This window comes from Streptomyces sp. NPDC054849, assembly GCF_053610945.1.
This window is the reverse complement of the sequence record NZ_JBSGZI010000004.1, coordinates 44,349-61,632: the sequence shown is the minus strand read 5'-3', so window position 1 is coordinate 61,632 and position 17,284 is coordinate 44,349. Positions and strand designations below refer to the sequence as shown.

Below are 17,284 nucleotides of genomic sequence, written 5' to 3'. Positions count from 1 at the left end.
CCCGACCGGACCTGACAGTGGAGATCCTCTGATGACGAACCCCGCCGAGAGACTGGTCGACCTGCTCGATCTGGAGCAGATCGAGGTCAACATCTTCCGCGGCGCCAGCCCGCAGGAGTCCCTCCAGCGCGTCTTCGGCGGGCAGGTCGCCGGCCAGGCGCTGGTGGCCGCGGGCCGCACCGTCGAGAGCGACCGACCGGTCCACTCGCTCCACGCGTACTTCCTGCGCCCCGGCATCCCCGGGGTACCGATCGTGTACCAGGTGGAGCGGGTGCGCGACGGGCGGTCCTTCACCACGCGACGGGTCACCGCGGTCCAGCAGGGCAAGACGATCTTCAATCTCACCGCCTCCTTCCACCATCCGGAGGAGGGCGGCATCGAGCACCAGCTGCCTCCTCACCACTACCCCCACCCGGAGACGCTCCCCAAGGTGGCGGACGAGATCCGGGAGCACCTGGGGGCGCTGCCCGAGGCGCTGGAGCGGATGGCCCGCCGCCAGCCCTTCGACATCCGGTACGTGAACCGGCTCCGCTGGACTCCCGAGGAGCTCAAGGGCGCCGATCCCCGCAGCGCGGTGTGGATGCGCGCGGTCGGCCCGCTGGGCGACGACCCGCTCGTGCACACCTGCGCCCTCACCTACGCCAGTGACATGACCCTCCTCGACGCCGTGCGCATCCCCGTGGAACCGCTGTGGGGGATGCGCGGATTCGACATGGCCTCGCTGGACCACGCCATGTGGTTCCACCGGCCCTTCCGAGCGGACGAGTGGTTCCTGTACGACCAGGAGTCGCCCATCGCGCACGGCGGCCGGGGCCTGGCCCGGGGCCGCATCTACGACGTGGAGGGCAGGATGCTGGTCTCCGTGGTCCAGGAGGGCCTCTTCCGTCCGTACGCCCCCAAGCCGTCCGGGTCGGCCCGGCCGGCCGGGCAGTCCGAGCCCGCCCCGAAGAACTGAGCACGCCCATGCCCACTCCCGCCCGCCCCTGCCCCTGCGGGCTGCCCGCCGTCTACCCGGAGTGCTGCGGCCGCTTCCACTCCGGCACTCAGCAGGCACCCACCGCCGAACGGCTGATGCGCTCCCGGTTCAGCGCCTTCGCCGTCGGCGACACCGCCTACCTGCTGCGCTCCTGGCATCCCTCGACCCGTCCGGCCCATCTGGACCTGGATCCCGGGCAGCGCTGGGAGCGGCTGGAGATCCTGGCCACCGAGCGCGGCGGGATGTTCGAGACGGAGGGCTCGGTGGAGTTCCGCGCCCACTACCGCGAGGGCCGGCGCACCGGCTCGCTGCACGAGCACAGCAGCTTCGCCCGCGAGGGCGGGGCATGGGTCTACGTCGGACCCCTCTCCCCCGTCGACTTCGACTGACCCCGCGCCCCCGCCAGGGCGAAGTCCAGGCTGGTGCGGTACCACTGGACCTCCTCCGGCGGCCCGGCCTTCAGCAGGCCGAGCGCCACCGCCGCGGCCGCCGGAACCTGCGGATGCCCGTACGGCGGGGGTGGGGCGAGCGCCGCCAGCACGATCCGGTCCCCCGGGTCGGGCACGGCGTCCCGCACCTCTTCCTCGGGGAGTACGGAGGCCAGTACGGCGGCGCGCTCCCAGGGGTCGGCGGTCTGTCTCAGCAGGAGCCCCACATGCCGCCCGCGCCACTTGCGCGGGCGCAGATCCGCCCCGGCCGCCATCAGCTCCCGGTCTTCAGGGGATGCGATCCCGCGCAGCATCCCCGGCTCCCGAGCGGCGAACCCCCTGAGCTCCGCGGCCAGGTAGAGCCAGACCACGGCCCGGTACCGGTTGATCCGGTAGCCGACCGGGATGACGTGCCCGCATCGGGCGAGCCGGGTGAAGCGGCTCGGGCCGATCCCCAGCACCTCGGCGGCGGCCTGTGCGCCGGCCACCGCCTCGACCCGCTCGCGCAGGGCACCCGGCGGGCTGTCGGCCGACCTGACCCGGTCCAGCTCGGCCCGTGCGTACCGCGCGGCCCCACCGGCCGCCGGCGGCCCGGCCCGGACGATCCCCAGCTGGACCGCCCTGGCGAACTCGGCTCGGCTCAGGCGCAGTTCCCCGGCGGCCCGCACGCCGCCCACCAGCTCGTCCACGGCGGCGCCTTCACCGCCGGTTCCGACGGCCGCGGCCGCGACCGCCTCGACACTCGCGGCCACGTCGTCCCGGCTCACGGCCACGTCGTCCCGCAGCGCGGTCCCCATCTGCATCATTACGGCCTCCCCACCAGCAGTGATTACTCTGCGTGAAGACCGTAACCGAGTGCGACGACAGTGCGCGAGGCCTGTGGACAACTGTCCGGAGCGGCCAGCCGGGCCCGCGCCACCTCCCCGCACCCCGACCCGGCGCCCCTGCCCAGCCGGACCCAGCCGGACCCAGCCGGACTCAGCCGGACTCAGCCGGACTCAGCCGCCGGTGATGCGCCGCTCCGCGACACCCAGGTGCTCGCCCACCCGGTTGACCAGCAGCGTCATCTCGTACGCGACCTGGCCGACGTCCGCCTCGGCGGCGCTCAGCACGCACAGGCAGCTGCCCGCGCCCGCCGCCATGACGAAGAGCACCCCCTCGTCGTACTCGACCATCGTCTGCCGGACCTCACCGGCCCGAAAGTGCCGTCCCGACCCCTTCGCCAGACTCTGCAGACCGGCGGCTACGGCCGCCAGGTGCTCGGCGTCCTCCCGCGCCAGTCCCGCGCTCGCCCCCGTCACCAGGCCGTCGTTGGACAGCACGACCGCGTACCGCACCCGCTGGACCCTGCGCGTCAGGTCGTCCAGCAGCCAGTCCAGTTGCTTGTCCAGTGCCATTCCCAGCCCCTCCCCCTCGACGCGGCCCGAACGGCCGCGCCCCACCCCGCGTACTCGTGCCGCAAGCCTTCCCCACCAGCTCCTTTCCGGCAAGGAGGATGTCCCCATGGCGAAGAAGATGACTCAAGAGGAATGGCGTGCATTCGCCTCCCATTCCACCCGCACCGTAAAGCTCTCCACCGTCCGCAAGGACGGAAGCCCGCACATCGCTCCCGTCTGGTTCGTGCTCGACGGCGATTCCTTCGTGTTCACCACCGGCAAGGACACGGTCAAGGCGCGCAACATCGCCCGTGACGGCCGGGTCGCGCTCTGCGTGGACGACGACCGGCCGCCGTTCTCCTACGTCGTGCTGCAGGGCCGCGCCGAGATCGGCGAGTACGCCGACACCGCGGACGAGTTGCTCACCTGGGCGACCCGGATCGGCGCCCGCTACATGGGCGAGGAGCGCGCAGAGGCCTTCGGCCGCCGCAATGCCGTCCCGGGCGAACTCCTCGTCCGGGTCCTGATCGACAACGTGATCGCGATCGCGGCCGTGGCGGACTGACCGCCTCCCGGGCGGGCCGGTTCACACGGAATCCGCCTGCGGCTCCACCGAGTCCAGCAGCCGGGCGGTGTGCACCCGTCCGGCGTACTCGACCAGCCTGATGAGCACTTCCTTCCCCGAGTCCCTGTCCCGCGCGTCACACAGCACCACCGGCGTCCCCTGATCCAGGTCCAGCGCCCGCGACACGTCGTGCGCCCCGTAACGCCGAGCGTCCGAGAAGCAGTTGACGGCCACCACGAACGGAATGCGCCGGTGCTCGAAGTAGTCGACCGCCGGGAAGCAGTCCTCCAGCCGCCGAGTGTCGGCGAGCACCACCGCGCCGAGCGCCCCCTGCGACAGCTCGTCCCACATGAACCAGAACCGGTCCTGCCCCGGAGTGCCGAACAGATACAGGGACAGCCCGGACCTGATGGTGATCCGCCCGAAGTCCATGGCCACGGTCGTGGTCGTCTTCTGGTCCACGCCGCCCGTGTCGTCGACCAGTTCACCCGCCTCGCTGAGCAGCTCCTCCGTGCGCAGCGGCCGGATCTCGCTCACCGCGCCCACCAGCGTGGTCTTCCCCACCCCGAAGCCGCCCGCCACGAGGATCTTCAGCGCGAGGGCGGCCAGGTCGGCGTCCTCCCCCGCACCGGGATCCGCGTCCGGTGCCGGTCCATCGTCGTGCAGTCCCATCACAGCGCTCGCAATCCCTCGATGACTTCACGCAGAATCCGCTCGTCCGGCAGTTGGGCGGGGGGTACCGGCCGGCTGACCTTGACGTGCCCGCCCTCCAGCAGGTCCCCGAGGAGCACCCGCACCACCCCTACGGGCAGGTCGGCGTCGGCGGCGAGTTCCGCCACCGACTGGGTCTCGGACCGGCAGAGCCCGAGCAGCGCCCGGTGTTCGGGGCCGAGCAGCGACTCGGCCGCCTCGTCCGCGCCCTGCGGGTCCACCGCGACCAGCGCGATCAGGTCGAAGCGGACCCCGTGGGGTCCCGGCTTCGTACGCCCGCCGGTCATCGCGTACGGACGGACGAGCGGGCCCGCCTCGGCGTCGTACCACTGGCCGTTCATGTGCCGGACCGCCGCCTTCAGCCGGCGGCCGGCGGACGCGCCGCGAACCGGGGCGGGGTGTAGAGGTGCTCGCCGACGCGCTTCACCAGCCGGGCCATCTCGTAGGCGATCAGGCCGATGTCGGCACTGGCGGCGCTGAGCACGGCCAGGCAGGAGCCGTCTCCGGCGGCCGCGACGAGGAGGAAACCCTCGTCCATCTCGACCATCGTCTGGCGCACTCCCCCGGCGTGGAAATGCCGGCCTGCGCCCTTGGCCAGGCTGTGGAAGCCGGAGGCGACCGCCGCCAGGTGTTCGGCGTCCTCCCGGCTGAGCGCGCTGGAAGCCCCGACCGCCAGGCCGTCGTTGGAGAGGACGACGGCATGGCGGACCTCGCGGACCCGGAGGACCAGGTCGTCGAGGAGCCAGTCCAGTTCGCCGGACCTGCGGACGCCGTCGAGGCCGATCCTCGGGTGTTCGATCATCACACTTCTCCTTCGCTGCCTGCATGAGGGGAGTTCTCGCGGGCCCCGCGAACCCAGCCGGCCCGGTAGGCCGCCATCCGGTCCCTGGCCTGCTCCGGGCTGCGGCCGGACAGCTCCTCGGGGAGGCGGGAGCCGGCCGGGGGCTTCGGGGCGGGGGCCTCGCGCAGCTGCGGGACGAGGCTGGCCTGGCGCACCCGGCGCGGCAGTTCCGTCACCGAGGCGGCGGGGGGTGCGGCCGGCTGGTTTCGGGCGGCCGTACCGCCGGGGGCGCGGGGGCGCAGCGCCGCCACCGGGGCGGGGCGCGGCTCCTCGGGGGCGGGGGTCATGGCCGGTGCCGGGATGCCGCGCGGGGTCTCCCGTACCGGCGGGGTGTGCGCGTCCTCCCGTACGACGGTCATCGCGGGCGGCTGGTCCACCCGCGCGGCCCGCCTCGGAGCGGGGGCCGGGGCGGAGTCCGCGGCCGGGGGCTCCGTGGCGCGCGCCCGGTCGGTGGCGGGGCCCGTGTCGTGGCCGGGGCCGGGGCCGCCGGCTGTGAGGGCGCCCTGGAGGATGGAGTTCGGCAGAAGCACCACCGCGGTGGTACCGCCGTAGGGCGAGGTGCGCAGGTGCACCTTCACGCCGTGGCGGGCCGCGAGGCGGCTGACCACGAAGAGCCCGAGCCGGTCGCTGTCGAAGAGGTCGAGCGCCTCGGACTGCTCGATGCGCCGGTTGGCGTCGCCCAGGGATTCCCGGCCCATGCCGAGTCCGCGGTCCTCGATCTCCAGGACATAGCCGGCCCCGACGGGTTCGCCGCTGACCCGGACCTTGGTGTGCGGCGGGGAGAACTGCGCCCCGTTCTCGATGAGTTCGGCGAGCAGGTGGGTGAGGTCGGCGACGGCGCCGCCGACCACGGCGGCCTCGGCGAGCTGGCGGACCTCGATACGGGGGTAGTCCTCGATCTCCGAGACGGCCGCCCGTACGACGTTCGTGAGGGGGACCGGCATCCGCCAGGCCCGGCCGGGTGCGGCGCCCGACAGGATGATCAGGCTTTCCGCGTGCCGGCGCATCCGGGTTGTGAGGTGGTCGAGGCGGAAGAGGTCGCCGAGCTCGTTCGGGTCGTCGGCGCGCCGCTCCATCGAGTCGAGCAGGGTGAGCTGCTTGTGTACGAGGACCTGGCTGCGGCGGGCGAGGTTGACGAAGACCCCGGAGACGCCGTTGGCGAGTTCCGCGCGTTCGACGGCGGCGCTGAGCGCGGCCCGGTGGACGGTGCCGAGCGCCTCCCCGACCTGGGTGATCTCGTCGTCGGCCGGCGGCCCGGGCGGGGTCTCGGAGGTGACGTCGATGTCCTCGCCCGCCCGCAGCCGTTCCATCGCGTGCGGGAGTTTGCGGTGGGCGATCTCCAGGGCGGTGTTGCGCAGCGAGACGAGTTCCACGACCAGCGCGCGGCCGATCCGCACGGAGATGACGAGTGAGGCTGCAACGGCTGCCAGGCCCAGCAGTACGGCCACTCCGGCCGGGCCGAGCGCCCCTTCGCGCACCGGATCGGCCCGCTCGGCGGCCGCGGCGTGCGCGGCCTCCTCTATCTCGCGCATCGAGGCGGCGATGCCGGTGTGGGCGGCCTCCCATCCGGCGGGCGCCCCGCGGCTGTCCTTGGAGGTGCCCGCGGCCAGCGCCCGGTCCTCGGCACCGGTGAGGTCGGCGTAGGCGGCGCTCTTGGCGACGGACTGCCAGGCGGCCTGCTGTGCGGCGGGGAGATCGCGGGCGGCGGTGTCGGTCAGCGCACGGCGGGACTCGATGCCGCCGGTCAGCTGCCGAAGCGTTTCGGCGCTGCGCGGGCCCGGTGCGGCGAACAGCGCGTCCTCGCGGGACAGCAGTTCCCCGGCGCGGGCGAATTCGAGCAGGACGCGGGCGTCGGGGCCGAGTTCGGCGTTCCCCCCGCCGGTGAGGGCGCCGCCGACGGCGAAGGCGGAGTCGACCACGCGGTTGTAGATCGCGTAGGCCGCCTCGGGGGTGGCACGGCGGTCGGTGATGTCCTTGCGGGCCGAGCCCAGGGCTTCGGCGGCGGCGACGAACGCCCCGAGGCGGACCACGATGTCCGAGCGGTAGTCGCCGGAGTCGGCGACGGTGTGGCGCTCGCCCATCCGCAGCCGCCGGACGGCGGTGTCGGTGCGGCGGGCCTGTTGGTCCAGGGCTCCCGGGTCGGCGGCGGGGTCGGCCAGGAGCCGGACGGCGGCGCGCCGCTCGGCCTGGAGCTCGGTGACGGCGGCGGCGACGGGGGTGCGTATCTCGGCGTCGGCCTGCTGGATGCGACTGATCCGGGCCATGTCCTGGGCGGTGTTGACGGTCGCGAAGGCCCAGAGGGCGAGGAGGGAGACGACCGGGACCATCAGCAGCGAGACGATCTTCGCGCGGACGGTGGCGGGGCGCAGCCGCAGCCGGGGGCCGGGCTTGCGCGGGGCGCCCGGGAGACGCGGGTGGGACGGGTGGGACTCCGTCGCCGCCGGTTCCTCGGCCGGCGGCCCGGCGTGGGCCCGGCGGCCGCGTGCCGGGGGCGCGGGCAGCCGCGGCGCCGCTGCTTCCGGTTTTCTGCGGGGTGTTCGCATGGGCTCCTCGTTCCGGGGCGGTGCCTATGGGTGCGGTCGTGCGGAGGGAGGTCTGGGGCCCGTCGTGCCCTGGGCGGTCGTGGGCCGGCGGTCGTGCCCTGGGCGGTCGTGCCCTGGGCGGTCGTGCCCTGTGATGCCGACGCTGGATGACGGCGCTGAATGTCGGGCAGCGGGTCCGTGCGGTGCGCGGCGGTGCGGTGCCGCGCGACCGGCCCGCTCAGCCGGCGGCCACGGCGTGCTCCCCCAAATGCTGAGCGGAAGCGGAAGCGGCGCGCTCGTCGGCTGTCGGGGAGAGCGCGACGAAGGCGGCGGTGATGAACAGGTAGGAGCCCAGCCCGACGGCGAGGGGGAAGATGAACTGCATGGCCGTGGCGCCGGGCAGGGCGGTGTCCGAGGGGCTGACGCTGACGGCGACGGCCATCATCCCGGTGTAGTGCATGCTGCTGACCGCGGCGCCCATGACGAGCGAGGCGACGGCGACGGCCACCGGTGACTTGATGTTGAGCGCGGCCCACAGGGCCGCGGTGGCCGCGACCACGGCGATGCCGACGGAGAGTCCCACGGTGAGCGGGTCGTAGGAGACGTCACCGTGCAGTCGCAGGGCCGCCATGCCCAGGTAGTGCATGCTGGCGACACCGAGTCCGGTGGTGAGGCCGCCCAGTACGAGGGACCGCCGACGGTCCTTGCCGTAGCCCACGGCGAAGACTCCGGCGCCCACGACCAGCATGGCGACGAGCAGACTGAGGATGGTGAGCGGCACGTTGTAGTGGATCTCGGTGCCCGTCACCTCGAAACCGAGCATCGCGACGAAGTGCATGGTCCAGATGCCGGTGCCGATGGCGGAGGCCCCGGTGAGGAGCCAGTTGCGGCGGGAGGCTCCGGTGGCGGCGAGCGCGCGGACGGTGCAGCGCAGCCCGAGGGCGGCGCCGATCGATGCCATCACGTATGACAGCGCAGGTGTCAGCCACCCGTAGGCGGCGTGGTCCAGATGTCCCAGGTGTCCCATGGCCACCGGACGCTAGTCCGGGTGAGAGCGCGAACAGGGGGCGCATTTCGAAAGCAGCTGGAACTGCTGGAATATGACAGAGCTACGTTCATGTTCGATCACACCACGTGGCACCTTGCACACGGTCCGCAGACCCACGTACGTGTACCGGTGAGGGATCATGGGCACATGAGCGAAGACCACACACACGTGCAGGAGTTCTTCGGGTCGCGCGCCGCCGACTGGGACGGCAAGTTCCCCGGCGACAGGCCCGCCTTCGCCACCGCCGTGGCCGAGTTCGGCCTGCGGCCCGGCGACCGCGTGCTCGACGCGGGCTGCGGCACCGGGCGCGCCCTCACCGCGCTGCGGGCCGCCGTCGGGCCCGCGGGCATCGTGCTCGGCGCCGACCTCACCCCGCAGATGCTGGCCGTCGCACAGCGGACCGGGCGGGCGGCCGAGGGCGCCCTGCTGCTCGCCGACGTGGCCCGGCTGCCGCTGCGCGACCAGGCACTGGACGCGGTGTTCGCCGCCGGGCTCATCGCCCACCTGCCCGACCCGGCGGCGAACCTGCGCGAACTCGCCCGGGTGGTCCGCCCCGGCGGCCGGCTCGCACTCTTTCACCCGATCGGGCGAGCGGCTCTCGCCGCGCGCCACGGCCGCGAGCTGACGCCGGGGGACATGCGGGCCGAGCACAACCTCGGCCCGCTGCTGACCGGTTCGGGCTGGGACATGACCTCGTACGCCGACGAGGACGAGCGCTTCCTGGTCCTGGCCGTACGCCGCCCCTGACATACGCCCCTACGCCGGCCCCGCGCCCGGGATCCGCGCCCGGAATCCGCGGCCGGGATCCGCGGCCGGGATCACGTCGGGGGCTGGGCCTCGGCTCCGGCGGGCCGGCGGGGATGCGGGACGGGGCAGCCGCCCGCGCCGGGCACCGGGAACGTGCCGAGCTCACCCACGTCGTAGCCGCCGGGGTAGCTCTTGATCTCCGGGTTCTGGCGGGCGTAGTGCGGAGCCCGGCGCGGAGGCAGCAGCCGCACCGCGCGGCCGCGCAGCCGCAGGGCGCCCCGGACCAGCCGCCGCACCCCGGGCCGCGGGGGCGCGTACCGGAAGGCGCCCAGCAGCGGCTCGTCGAGCAGGGCGAGGCTCGCGCCGCGCACGGCCGGGGCGAGCGGCGCCGGGTACCACGAGGCCATGAGGTCCAGGGTGGAGTCGGCGACCTTGCGGGAGCCTACGTCCCAGCCGAAGTGGGCCTCTTCGTAGGCGTTCAGGGTGGCTTCGAACTCCTCGTAGGAGCCCGGGATGTCCGTGATGCCCATGTGCCGGCCGAGGGTGGCGTAGTAGTTCGCGCAGGCCCGGCGTTCGTGGTGGGTCAGCGGACGCCAGCCGTAGGCGTCCAGCCAGCGCGCCGGAATCACCACGAAAGTGCACAGGACGTACCGCATGTCCTCGTTTGAGATGTCGTAGCTGCGGTGCATCTGGTTGACGCGGCGGATCGCGGTGCGTGCGGTGTCGCTCTCGAAGCCGTGCTCGACGACCGCGTCGAGGAGCAGTGCGGTGTCGTCGTAGCGCTTCTGTGTCCGGTCGGTGAACTCGGCCGTCTCGGCCAGCAGGCCACCGATGCTCGGGACGGCGTAGGTCCGGAACAGGGCGAGTTCCAGGGCGCGGGTGAAGTCCCAGGGGAACTCGTAGGTGGCGGTGAGCCGGTAGATGGCGAGGAAGTCCTTGTCGGGGTCGAGACGGAGGATCTCCCTCAGCCGGTCGTAACGCTGCACCGGGTGTCCCTTTCTGTGGCGGGTCCCCAACTCTACGTGCAGGTGGCGGCCTTGGAAATCGTGGCCCGCAAGCCCTCGACGGGCGGGTTACCCGCTGGTTAAGGTGCGCCGACGAGAGAGCTACCAGGAGGCCAGGTGTCCGACGACGAGGGTGGCGGCTCGCTGTACGTGCTGACCGCCGTGCTGCTGACCCCCGCGCAGTTCCCCAGCATCCTGGGCGACGACTTCCCCGAGGCCTGCTCCCTGCTGGGCGTGGCGCCGAACGGGGACGGGTACGGGCTGGTGCTCGGCCAGGACGAGGAGGGCGCGCGCTGGACGGTCGTGGTGGACGACGTCTCGCTCGTGGCCACGGCCATCGCCTCATGGGACTGCGGGATGGAGTACGACTTGTCCCCCGACGAGCGGACGATCGTCGTCTCGCTGGCGGGCTGGCCACTGGAGTTGTCGGTGGCCGCGCCGGGGATCCCGCACCCGCACGATCCGGAGCAGGGCGCGGACGGCACGGGGCGGGTGCCGCTGGCGCCGCCGTCGGCGGAGGCGTGGGGTCCGGTGCAGCGGCGGATGGGCGCGGACCAGATCGCGCGGGAGTGGAGCGACTGGCGCGAGCGCGTGGCCACGGACGGCGGCGCGGCGGCCGCCGCGCATCCCGGGCTCGCACGCGCCCGGGAGGAGGCCACGGCGTACACGCGCACCCCGCCGCCGCCCGGCCGCGTCCGGTCCTCCTTCGCCGGCGAGGGCGCCCGGACGCTGCGGGTGGACGGGCCGGGCTGGTCTCTGGTGGCCCGTACCGGCGAGGCGGCCTTCGTGCTGCTGGACGAGGAGCCGGGCGAGGTGCTGCCGGTTCCCCACGACGGGGATCCCGACCTGCCCCAGCTGCTGGCGGCGCTCGACCGCGTCGCGGTCCGCCCGGCCTGAGGAGGAGCGGCGCGAGGCGCCGGGAGCCGTTCGGGGTGTCGGGGAGCAGCGCGAGGCGCCGGGGAGCGGTTCGGGGTGCCCGGATTTCGGGTACCGCCGGTACCGGCCACGCATAATCGAAAGCAATCGGCCAGGGGGGCCGGAAATCGCTCTGGATCCCCTTCCTCCGGAATGATCGAATCGGCCAGTCACCGGCTCAAAGGGTGTGCACACCCTACTCCTTGAGCTCATTCCACGACGGAGGCCACTCTTGAATTCCATGTCGTACCTGGACCTGCACCGGGAAGTCGCGCAGGACATCGATACGGAGATCGAAACCGCCCTCGAGCGGCTCGGCCCACTGGCAGGCACGACCAGGAGCACCGTGGCCAAGCTCTTGGAGCACCGCAAACTGAGACATCCCCTGTCGGTCCTGCCGCTGCTCACGCACGCCATCGAGACGGGCCGCCCCGGGCCGGCCGTTCCCCTGTCGGCCGTCCACCTGCTGTGGTGGACGTCAGCCTGCTATCTCGACGACCTGGCCGACGCCAATGGCGCGTCCATCTCCGGCGAACTCACCGAGAACGAAGCGCTGCTCGCATCCGTCATCACCGGAAGCGCTCTCCCCGTTCAGATCATCCTGGCGCAGGATCTTCCGGATTCGGTACGCAGTGCGCTGATAACCGAGTTCCTGAACGGCTGGATCATCGGCGCCGACGGGCAGATAGACGACATGCGCGGGGACATCGCAAGCGCCTCGCGGAAATCGGTGATCGAGACGTACCGCGGCAAGTCCGGTGCACCCTTCGGAATGATCACGGCAATGGCCGCGATGTTCTCCGGGACAACGGGCGCGAAGGTGGAGCTGTGGCGTGAATTCGGCTACGTCTTCGGCATCCTGTGGCAGATCTTCAACGACCAGGAGGACATCCTGTCCGGTCGCCACGAGGACCTGCTCAACGGCACGGTGACCTATCTCCTCGCCTCCGTCGTCGAGGACGCCTCTCCCGGGCTCCGGGACCACATCCTGAGCCTGTGCGCCGCCGCCGGGCGCTCCGATCAGGCGAGAGCGGAACTCGCGGGGCTTCTCCGCACTCCCGACGCCCTTGACCGGTACCGGGCGGAGATCGACGGCTTCCGCGCCGAGGCGTACCGCATCCTGGACGAACTCGGCGGTGACGAGACCTACTCGCCGGTCCTCCGCCGGCTCGTGGACCACGCGTCCCAGATGCTGCTCGAAGCGGAACGCGCCCCGGCCGCCGTGAGCGGCGCCGCCTGACCCGGCCCGCCGGGCGCGGCCTTCACGAGACACCCGCCCCGCGGCCATGCCTGCCGGGCTCCGCCCATGAGCCGGAGCCCGGCCATCCCGCCGGCGACTGCGAGCCGGCCACCGTCGCCGTCAGCGGCCGATCTGCTTCCTGGACATGCCCCGCAGACGGCGCCGCTGGGAGGAATCCAGCAGGAAATAGGCAGCGGCCGGCACACCGATCAGGACCAACAGCCCCGCCCAGAACCCCACCGTCCAGAACAACACGATGGCTGCCACGACTCCGGCAACCGCGACCTTTCCGCTCGTGGACATCTGCGGACACCTCCTTCTGTCATAGACCACTACGACCACTACCCCGTCAACGTGCCGCCGCGACCCAGCGTTCCCCGACACCCGAACGGTCTGCGAAGTCCAGGGCACGGCCAGGTCCCCGCGCCGGGCACCTTCGATGGGGTACGCTCGGCCGCCTCGTACCCGGTAGTCAAGTTTGAGGAATGCGTGCTCTCCGAGATTTCCGCCCTCATCCACCGCTCCGCCGTCTTCCTTCCCGCCGATCCGGCCCGCAGCGGCCGGATCGCCCTCTGGCCGGCCGACGGCGAGACCATCGGCCGCGATGCCGAGGCCGGCAGCGGCAGGCTCGAGGAACTCGCCGTCATCACCCCGGACCTGCGGCGGACCACGGTCACCGCGCTCGTGCTGCCCGTGGACGAGGCCCTGCCCCTGCTCACCCGCGCCCGCGCCGCTGCGGCCGAGGCAGAGGCCGCGTCCGCGTCCCTCTCTGCCTCTGCCTCCGCCCACGGCCGCGACACCGACGCGGGCGCCGATACCGCCACCGCCACCGCCACCGGTGCCGATGCCGGCACCGGCACCGATACGGCCGGAACGGCCGAGGGGACCGGTGGCTCCGCCACGGCGTTCTGGGGCGCCGCCGCGCTGCTCGCCCTGCGGTTCGCCGCGCAGGGGCGGCTCCTGCCCGGGCTGAGCCCCTCCGGCCACGACGCCTGGCGGATCGGCCCCTTGGAGGACGCCGACCTCGACGCGGTCCGGGAGCTGGCCGCCGCCATGCCTCCCGGCGCCCACTGCGTACCGCTGAACGCGGACGGGCCGCCCCGGCTGCCGGCCCCCGGGCCGCTGCTGCGCGCCTTTCTCGACGCCGTCGCCGACACCCTGCCCCGCTCCCCCGCCGCCCCCGCGGCCGCCGGGGGGTCCGCGTTCGCCGCCCGCCCGCCGCACCTCCATCCCGAGCTGCGCGACTGGGCCGCCGAGGTGGCCGCCGCCCACGACGCCGGAGTGCGGATCTCCCTGCGGATCGAGCTCGACGCCCCCGACCCCGCTCCCTCCCCCGGTGCCGGCCAGACCCCCGACCACGCCCCCGACCACGTCAGGAGCAGGAGCGAGGTCCCGGAAGCCGCTCCGTCCTTCCGCGCCGTCCTCCAGATGCACAGCCGGGCCGACGCCGCCCTGGTCGCCGACGCCGCCGACGTCTGGGCCGGTTCCGGAGCCGCCGCGGCCGCGTTCCCTCCCGGCGCCCGCCTGGACGCCCTGCGCGCCCTGCGCCGCGCCGCCCGGCTGTGGCCCCCGCTCACCCCGCTGCTGGGCGCGGCGGTCCCGGACTGCGTCGAACTCGCCGACGAAGAGGTCACGGAGCTGCTCGGCGAAGCCGCCGCCGCCCTCGCCGCCGACGGGGTCCAGGTGCACTGGCCGCGCGGGCTCGTCCGCAACCTCAACGCCCGCGCCGTGGTCGGCTCCCCCGACACCGCCGGGACCGGACTCCCCTCGGGTCTGCTCTCGCCCGGGGCCCTGCTCTCCTTCAGCTGGCACCACGCCCTCGGCGACCAGGGGGATCTCACCCGCGCCGAGCTCGACCGACTCGCCGAGGCCAAGCGGCCCCTGGTCCGGCTGCGCGACCAGTGGGTCCTGATCGATCCGGCTGAGGCCCGCCGGGCCCGCACCCGCCAGGACCGCGAGGTCACGGCCGCGGACGCGCTGGCCGCCGTACTCACCGGGTCGGCAGAGATCGACGGCCGAAGGGTCGCGGTGGAGGCGACCGGTCCGATGGAGCGGTTGCGCGCCCTGCTCACCGGCGATCCGCAGGAGGGTGACGGCCTCGACGCACCGCCGGAGCTGCGGGCCACCCTGCGCGACTACCAGCTGCGCGGCCTGCGCTGGCTGGTCCGGATGACCTCGCTCGGCCTCGGCGCCTGCCTCGCCGACGACATGGGCCTCGGCAAGACCGTCACGCTCATCGCGCTGCACCTGCACCGCGCACGGCAGGACCCCGAGGCCGGGCCCACCCTGGTCGTGTGCCCGGCCTCGCTGCTGGGCAACTGGCAGCGGGAGATCGAGAAGTTCGCCCCCGGTACGCCCGTCCGCCGCTTCCACGGTCCCGGCCGCAGCCTCGCGGACCTCACGCCTTCCTCCGGCGGCTTCGTCCTCACCACGTACGGCACGATGCGGCTGGACGCACCCGCTCTCGCCGCCATCTGCTGGGGCATGGTCGTGGCCGACGAGGCGCAGCACGTCAAGAACCCGCATTCCTCCACCGCCAAGGCCCTGCGCACCATCCCGGCCCCGGCCCGCGTGGCGCTGACGGGCACGCCCGTCGAGAACAACCTCTCCGAGCTGTGGGCCGTCCTCGACTGGACCACACCGGGAGTCCTGGGCCGCCTCGGCACCTTCCGCTCCCGCTATGCCGAACCCGTCGAGAGCGGCCGCGACCCGCAGTCGGCGGCCCGGCTGGGGGCGCTCGTACGGCCGTTCCTGCTGCGCCGCAAGAAGTCCGACCCCGGCATCGCGCCCGAGCTGCCGCCCAAGACCGAGACCGACCACACCGTCACTCTCAGCCCCGAACAGACCGCGCTCTACGAAGCCGTCGTCCGCGAGACCCTCGCCGCGATCTCGGAGGCGGACGGGATGGAGCGGCGCGGCCTGGTGGTCAAGCTGCTGACCTCCCTCAAGCAGATCTGCAACCACCCGGCCCACTACCTGCGCGAGCACAGCCCGGGGGAACGCGGCGCCCGGGACACCGCCGGCGGCCGCTCCGGGAAGCTGGAGCTCCTCGACGAACTCCTCGACACGATCCTCGCCGAGGACGGCTCGGTCCTCGTCTTCACCCAGTACGTGGCGATGGCCAGAATCCTGGAGAGGCATCTCGCGGGGCGCGGGATCGCCTCGCAGCTGCTGCACGGTGGTACGCCCGTGCCGCGCCGCGAGGAGCTCGTCGACCGCTTCCAGGCGGGAGAGGTCCCGGTCTTCCTGCTGTCGCTGAAGGCGGCGGGCACCGGGCTGAACCTCACCCGGGCCGGCCACGTCGTCCACTTCGACCGCTGGTGGAACCCCGCCGTCGAGGAACAGGCCACCGACCGCGCCTACCGGATCGGCCAGACGCAGCCCGTGCAGGTCCACCGGATCACCGCCGAGGGCACCGTCGAGGAACGGATCGCACAGCTCCTGGGGCGCAAACGAGCCCTCGCCGACGCCGTCCTCGCGGGCGGCGAGGCCGCTCTGACCGAATTGACCGATGCCGAGCTGGCCGAGCTCGTGGCGTTGCGCCCGACAGGCGGGCCTGCGGGGAGTGAGCGATGAGTACCCGAGACCCGTACGAGAAGACCTTCCCCGCCCTTCCGCCCGCCCCCGGCCGTGGCTTCGCCCGCACCTGGTGGGGTCACGCCTGGCTGCGCGCGCTGGAGGACAGCGCGCTCGACGGGGAACAGCTCAGGCGGGGTCGCCGGTCCGCACGCTCGGGCGCGGTGGGCGCGGTCTCGGTGCGTCCCGGCGGGCTCACGGCGGTGGTGCGCGACCGGGACGGGACGGCGCACCGGACGGACGTGCTGGTGCAGGAGTTCACGGAGGCCGAATGGGACCGGCTGCTGGGCCTGGCGGCCGCCGAGTCGGGGTACATCGCGGCGCTGCTGGACCGGGAGGTGCCGCCGGAGCTGGTCGAGGACGCGGCGACCGCGGGAGTGGAACTGCTGCCCGGCATAGGGGACCTCGATCCGCGCTGCGACTGCGGTGAGTGGGACCACTGTCCGCACACGGCCGCGCTCTGCTACCAGGTGGCGCGGCTGCTGGATCAGGACCCCTTCGTACTGCTGCTCCTTCGCGGGCGGGGCGAACGGGAGCTGGTGGACGACCTGGAGGCGCGGAGCACGGCGGAAGCAGAGGCTCCGCAGGCGTCCGCCGACGAGGGGGTCCCGGCGGTGGAGGCCTTCGCGGCGGGGAGCGCCCGGCCGCCGCTGCCCCCGCTTCCGGCGCTGCCGCAGGCACCGGGCCAGCCGCCGACTCTGGACACCGACGGGGAACCCGGGCCGGAATTCGACGTGGACGCGGTGGAGTTCCTGGCGCAGGCGGCCGCGGCCGAGGCGTACCGGCTCCTGGCGGAAGCGGTGGCTCCGGGTCACGCCGATCGTATTGCGGCGGCCCCGCTCACCGTTTCCGAAGACGCCGTACGACTCACGGCCGAGGCCGATGACCTCCGGGTCCGCTCCCGCTTGGCGGCGGCTACCGGGCGCAGCCGGGCCGACATGGAACGGGCCGTCCTCGCCTGGGGCTTCGGCGGGGCCCCGGGCCTCGCGGCGCTGGAGGACGACTGGACGCCGGACCGGACGACGCTGGCCCGCGCCAGGGCGGCACTGGCCTCGGCCTGGGCGGACGAGGAGGCGCCCGTGCTCCGCCGGGTCCGGGCCCGCTGGACGTCGCAGGACACCGGCCGCCAGCTCCGGCTGGGGCGGGAGGGCCGCTGGTGGCCGTACCGCCGGGAGTCGGGCCACTGGATCCCGGCTGGCCCCTCGGCCCCGGACCCCGCCTCTGCGCTGCCCCCGCAGGACCCGTCGGACCCGTCGGCCCGGCGCGCGACGGGCTGACCGGCCGTAACCCGGCGGGCAGGGGTGCGCGCCCGCCCTCGGGCCGTGGTCCGCCGGG

At 73.6% G+C, this 17,284-nt stretch carries 17 protein-coding genes; 8 read left to right on the top strand and 9 right to left on the bottom strand.

Annotated elements, in window-relative coordinates; translation table 11 throughout:
• Window positions 1-31 precede the first annotated feature (31 nt).
• Window positions 32-955, top strand: a complete 924-nt coding sequence (locus tag ACWGIF_RS03255; protein ID WP_453490250.1) for an acyl-CoA thioesterase — start codon at window positions 32-34, stop codon at window positions 953-955.
• A gap of 8 nt (window positions 956-963) precedes the next feature.
• Window positions 964-1,365 (top strand): YchJ family protein, encoded by a 402-nt coding sequence (locus tag ACWGIF_RS03250; RefSeq protein ID WP_453490247.1) that lies wholly within the window; start codon window positions 964-966, stop codon window positions 1,363-1,365.
• On the opposite strand, the gene ACWGIF_RS03245 is transcribed toward ACWGIF_RS03250, so the two are convergent.
• Window positions 1,329-2,210 carry a DUF6397 family protein gene (locus ACWGIF_RS03245; RefSeq protein WP_453490244.1) on the bottom strand — a complete coding sequence of 294 codons (882 nt, stop codon included), beginning with the start codon at window positions 2,208-2,210 and terminating at the stop codon, window positions 1,329-1,331. The two genes, ACWGIF_RS03250 and ACWGIF_RS03245, sit on opposite strands and share 37 nt — an antisense overlap.
• A gap of 192 nt (window positions 2,211-2,402) precedes the next feature.
• Window positions 2,403-2,801 (bottom strand): roadblock/LC7 domain-containing protein, encoded by a 399-nt coding sequence (locus ACWGIF_RS03240; RefSeq protein ID WP_453490241.1) that lies wholly within the window; start codon window positions 2,799-2,801, stop codon window positions 2,403-2,405.
• Between the two features lie 106 nt (window positions 2,802-2,907).
• Between ACWGIF_RS03240 and ACWGIF_RS03235 the strand changes: the two genes are divergently transcribed.
• Entirely contained in the window at window positions 2,908-3,345 is a 438-nt protein-coding gene (locus tag ACWGIF_RS03235) for a PPOX class F420-dependent oxidoreductase (RefSeq protein WP_453490239.1), read from the top strand.
• Window positions 3,346-3,366: 21 nt separating this feature from the next.
• Here the strand turns inward: ACWGIF_RS03235 and ACWGIF_RS03230 are convergent, their stop codons facing one another.
• From ACWGIF_RS03230 to ACWGIF_RS03210, 5 genes are all read right to left on the bottom strand, one after another.
• Window positions 3,367-4,017 carry a GTP-binding protein gene (locus ACWGIF_RS03230; RefSeq protein WP_453490236.1) on the bottom strand — a complete coding sequence of 217 codons (651 nt, stop codon included), beginning with the start codon at window positions 4,015-4,017 and terminating at the stop codon, window positions 3,367-3,369.
• Window positions 4,017-4,397: a DUF742 domain-containing protein gene (locus ACWGIF_RS03225; RefSeq protein WP_453490233.1), complete on the bottom strand. Its 381-nt coding sequence runs from the start codon at window positions 4,395-4,397 to the stop codon at window positions 4,017-4,019. Before ACWGIF_RS03225 ends, ACWGIF_RS03230 begins: the two co-directional genes overlap by 1 nt.
• A 17-nt stretch (window positions 4,398-4,414) precedes the next feature.
• Window positions 4,415-4,858 carry a roadblock/LC7 domain-containing protein gene (locus ACWGIF_RS03220; RefSeq protein WP_453490230.1) on the bottom strand — a complete coding sequence of 148 codons (444 nt, stop codon included), beginning with the start codon at window positions 4,856-4,858 and terminating at the stop codon, window positions 4,415-4,417.
• Complete coding sequence (locus ACWGIF_RS03215) at window positions 4,858-7,440, bottom strand: sensor histidine kinase (protein ID WP_453490228.1); 2,583 nt, start codon at window positions 7,438-7,440, stop codon at window positions 4,858-4,860. Before ACWGIF_RS03215 ends, ACWGIF_RS03220 begins: the two co-directional genes overlap by 1 nt.
• A 217-nt stretch (window positions 7,441-7,657) precedes the next feature.
• Window positions 7,658-8,437 carry an MHYT domain-containing protein gene (locus ACWGIF_RS03210; protein WP_453490471.1) on the bottom strand — a complete coding sequence of 260 codons (780 nt, stop codon included), beginning with the start codon at window positions 8,435-8,437 and terminating at the stop codon, window positions 7,658-7,660.
• A 177-nt stretch (window positions 8,438-8,614) separates the two neighbouring features.
• Between ACWGIF_RS03210 and ACWGIF_RS03205 the strand changes: the two genes are divergently transcribed.
• Window positions 8,615-9,214: a class I SAM-dependent methyltransferase gene (locus ACWGIF_RS03205; RefSeq protein WP_453490225.1), complete on the top strand. Its 600-nt coding sequence runs from the start codon at window positions 8,615-8,617 to the stop codon at window positions 9,212-9,214.
• A 71-nt stretch (window positions 9,215-9,285) separates the two neighbouring features.
• Here the strand turns inward: ACWGIF_RS03205 and ACWGIF_RS03200 are convergent, their stop codons facing one another.
• On the bottom strand, window positions 9,286-10,200 hold the full coding sequence (locus ACWGIF_RS03200; RefSeq protein WP_453490222.1) for an oxygenase MpaB family protein: 915 nt from the start codon (window positions 10,198-10,200) through the stop codon (window positions 9,286-9,288).
• A 135-nt stretch (window positions 10,201-10,335) separates the two neighbouring features.
• Between ACWGIF_RS03200 and ACWGIF_RS03195 the strand changes: the two genes are divergently transcribed.
• Both ACWGIF_RS03195 and ACWGIF_RS03190 read left to right on the top strand, forming a co-directional pair.
• Entirely contained in the window at window positions 10,336-11,115 is a 780-nt protein-coding gene (locus tag ACWGIF_RS03195; protein WP_453490219.1) for a hypothetical protein, read from the top strand.
• A 259-nt stretch (window positions 11,116-11,374) separates the two neighbouring features.
• The gene (locus ACWGIF_RS03190; protein WP_453490217.1) at window positions 11,375-12,373 is read left to right on the top strand and encodes a polyprenyl synthetase family protein; all 999 of its coding nucleotides are present in this window, start codon (window positions 11,375-11,377) and stop codon (window positions 12,371-12,373) included.
• Between the two features lie 120 nt (window positions 12,374-12,493).
• Here ACWGIF_RS03190 and ACWGIF_RS03185 read toward each other — a convergent pair whose 3' ends face one another.
• Window positions 12,494-12,676 (bottom strand): hypothetical protein, encoded by a 183-nt coding sequence (locus tag ACWGIF_RS03185; protein ID WP_453490214.1) that lies wholly within the window; start codon window positions 12,674-12,676, stop codon window positions 12,494-12,496.
• Between the two features lie 186 nt (window positions 12,677-12,862).
• Between ACWGIF_RS03185 and ACWGIF_RS03180 the strand changes: the two genes are divergently transcribed.
• Entirely contained in the window at window positions 12,863-15,949 is a 3,087-nt protein-coding gene (locus tag ACWGIF_RS03180; protein WP_453490208.1) for a DEAD/DEAH box helicase, read from the top strand.
• Window positions 15,946-17,226 carry an SWIM zinc finger family protein gene (locus ACWGIF_RS03175; RefSeq protein ID WP_453490205.1) on the top strand — a complete coding sequence of 427 codons (1,281 nt, stop codon included), beginning with the start codon at window positions 15,946-15,948 and terminating at the stop codon, window positions 17,224-17,226. Before ACWGIF_RS03180 ends, ACWGIF_RS03175 begins: the two co-directional genes overlap by 4 nt.
• Window positions 17,227-17,284 lie beyond the last annotated feature (58 nt).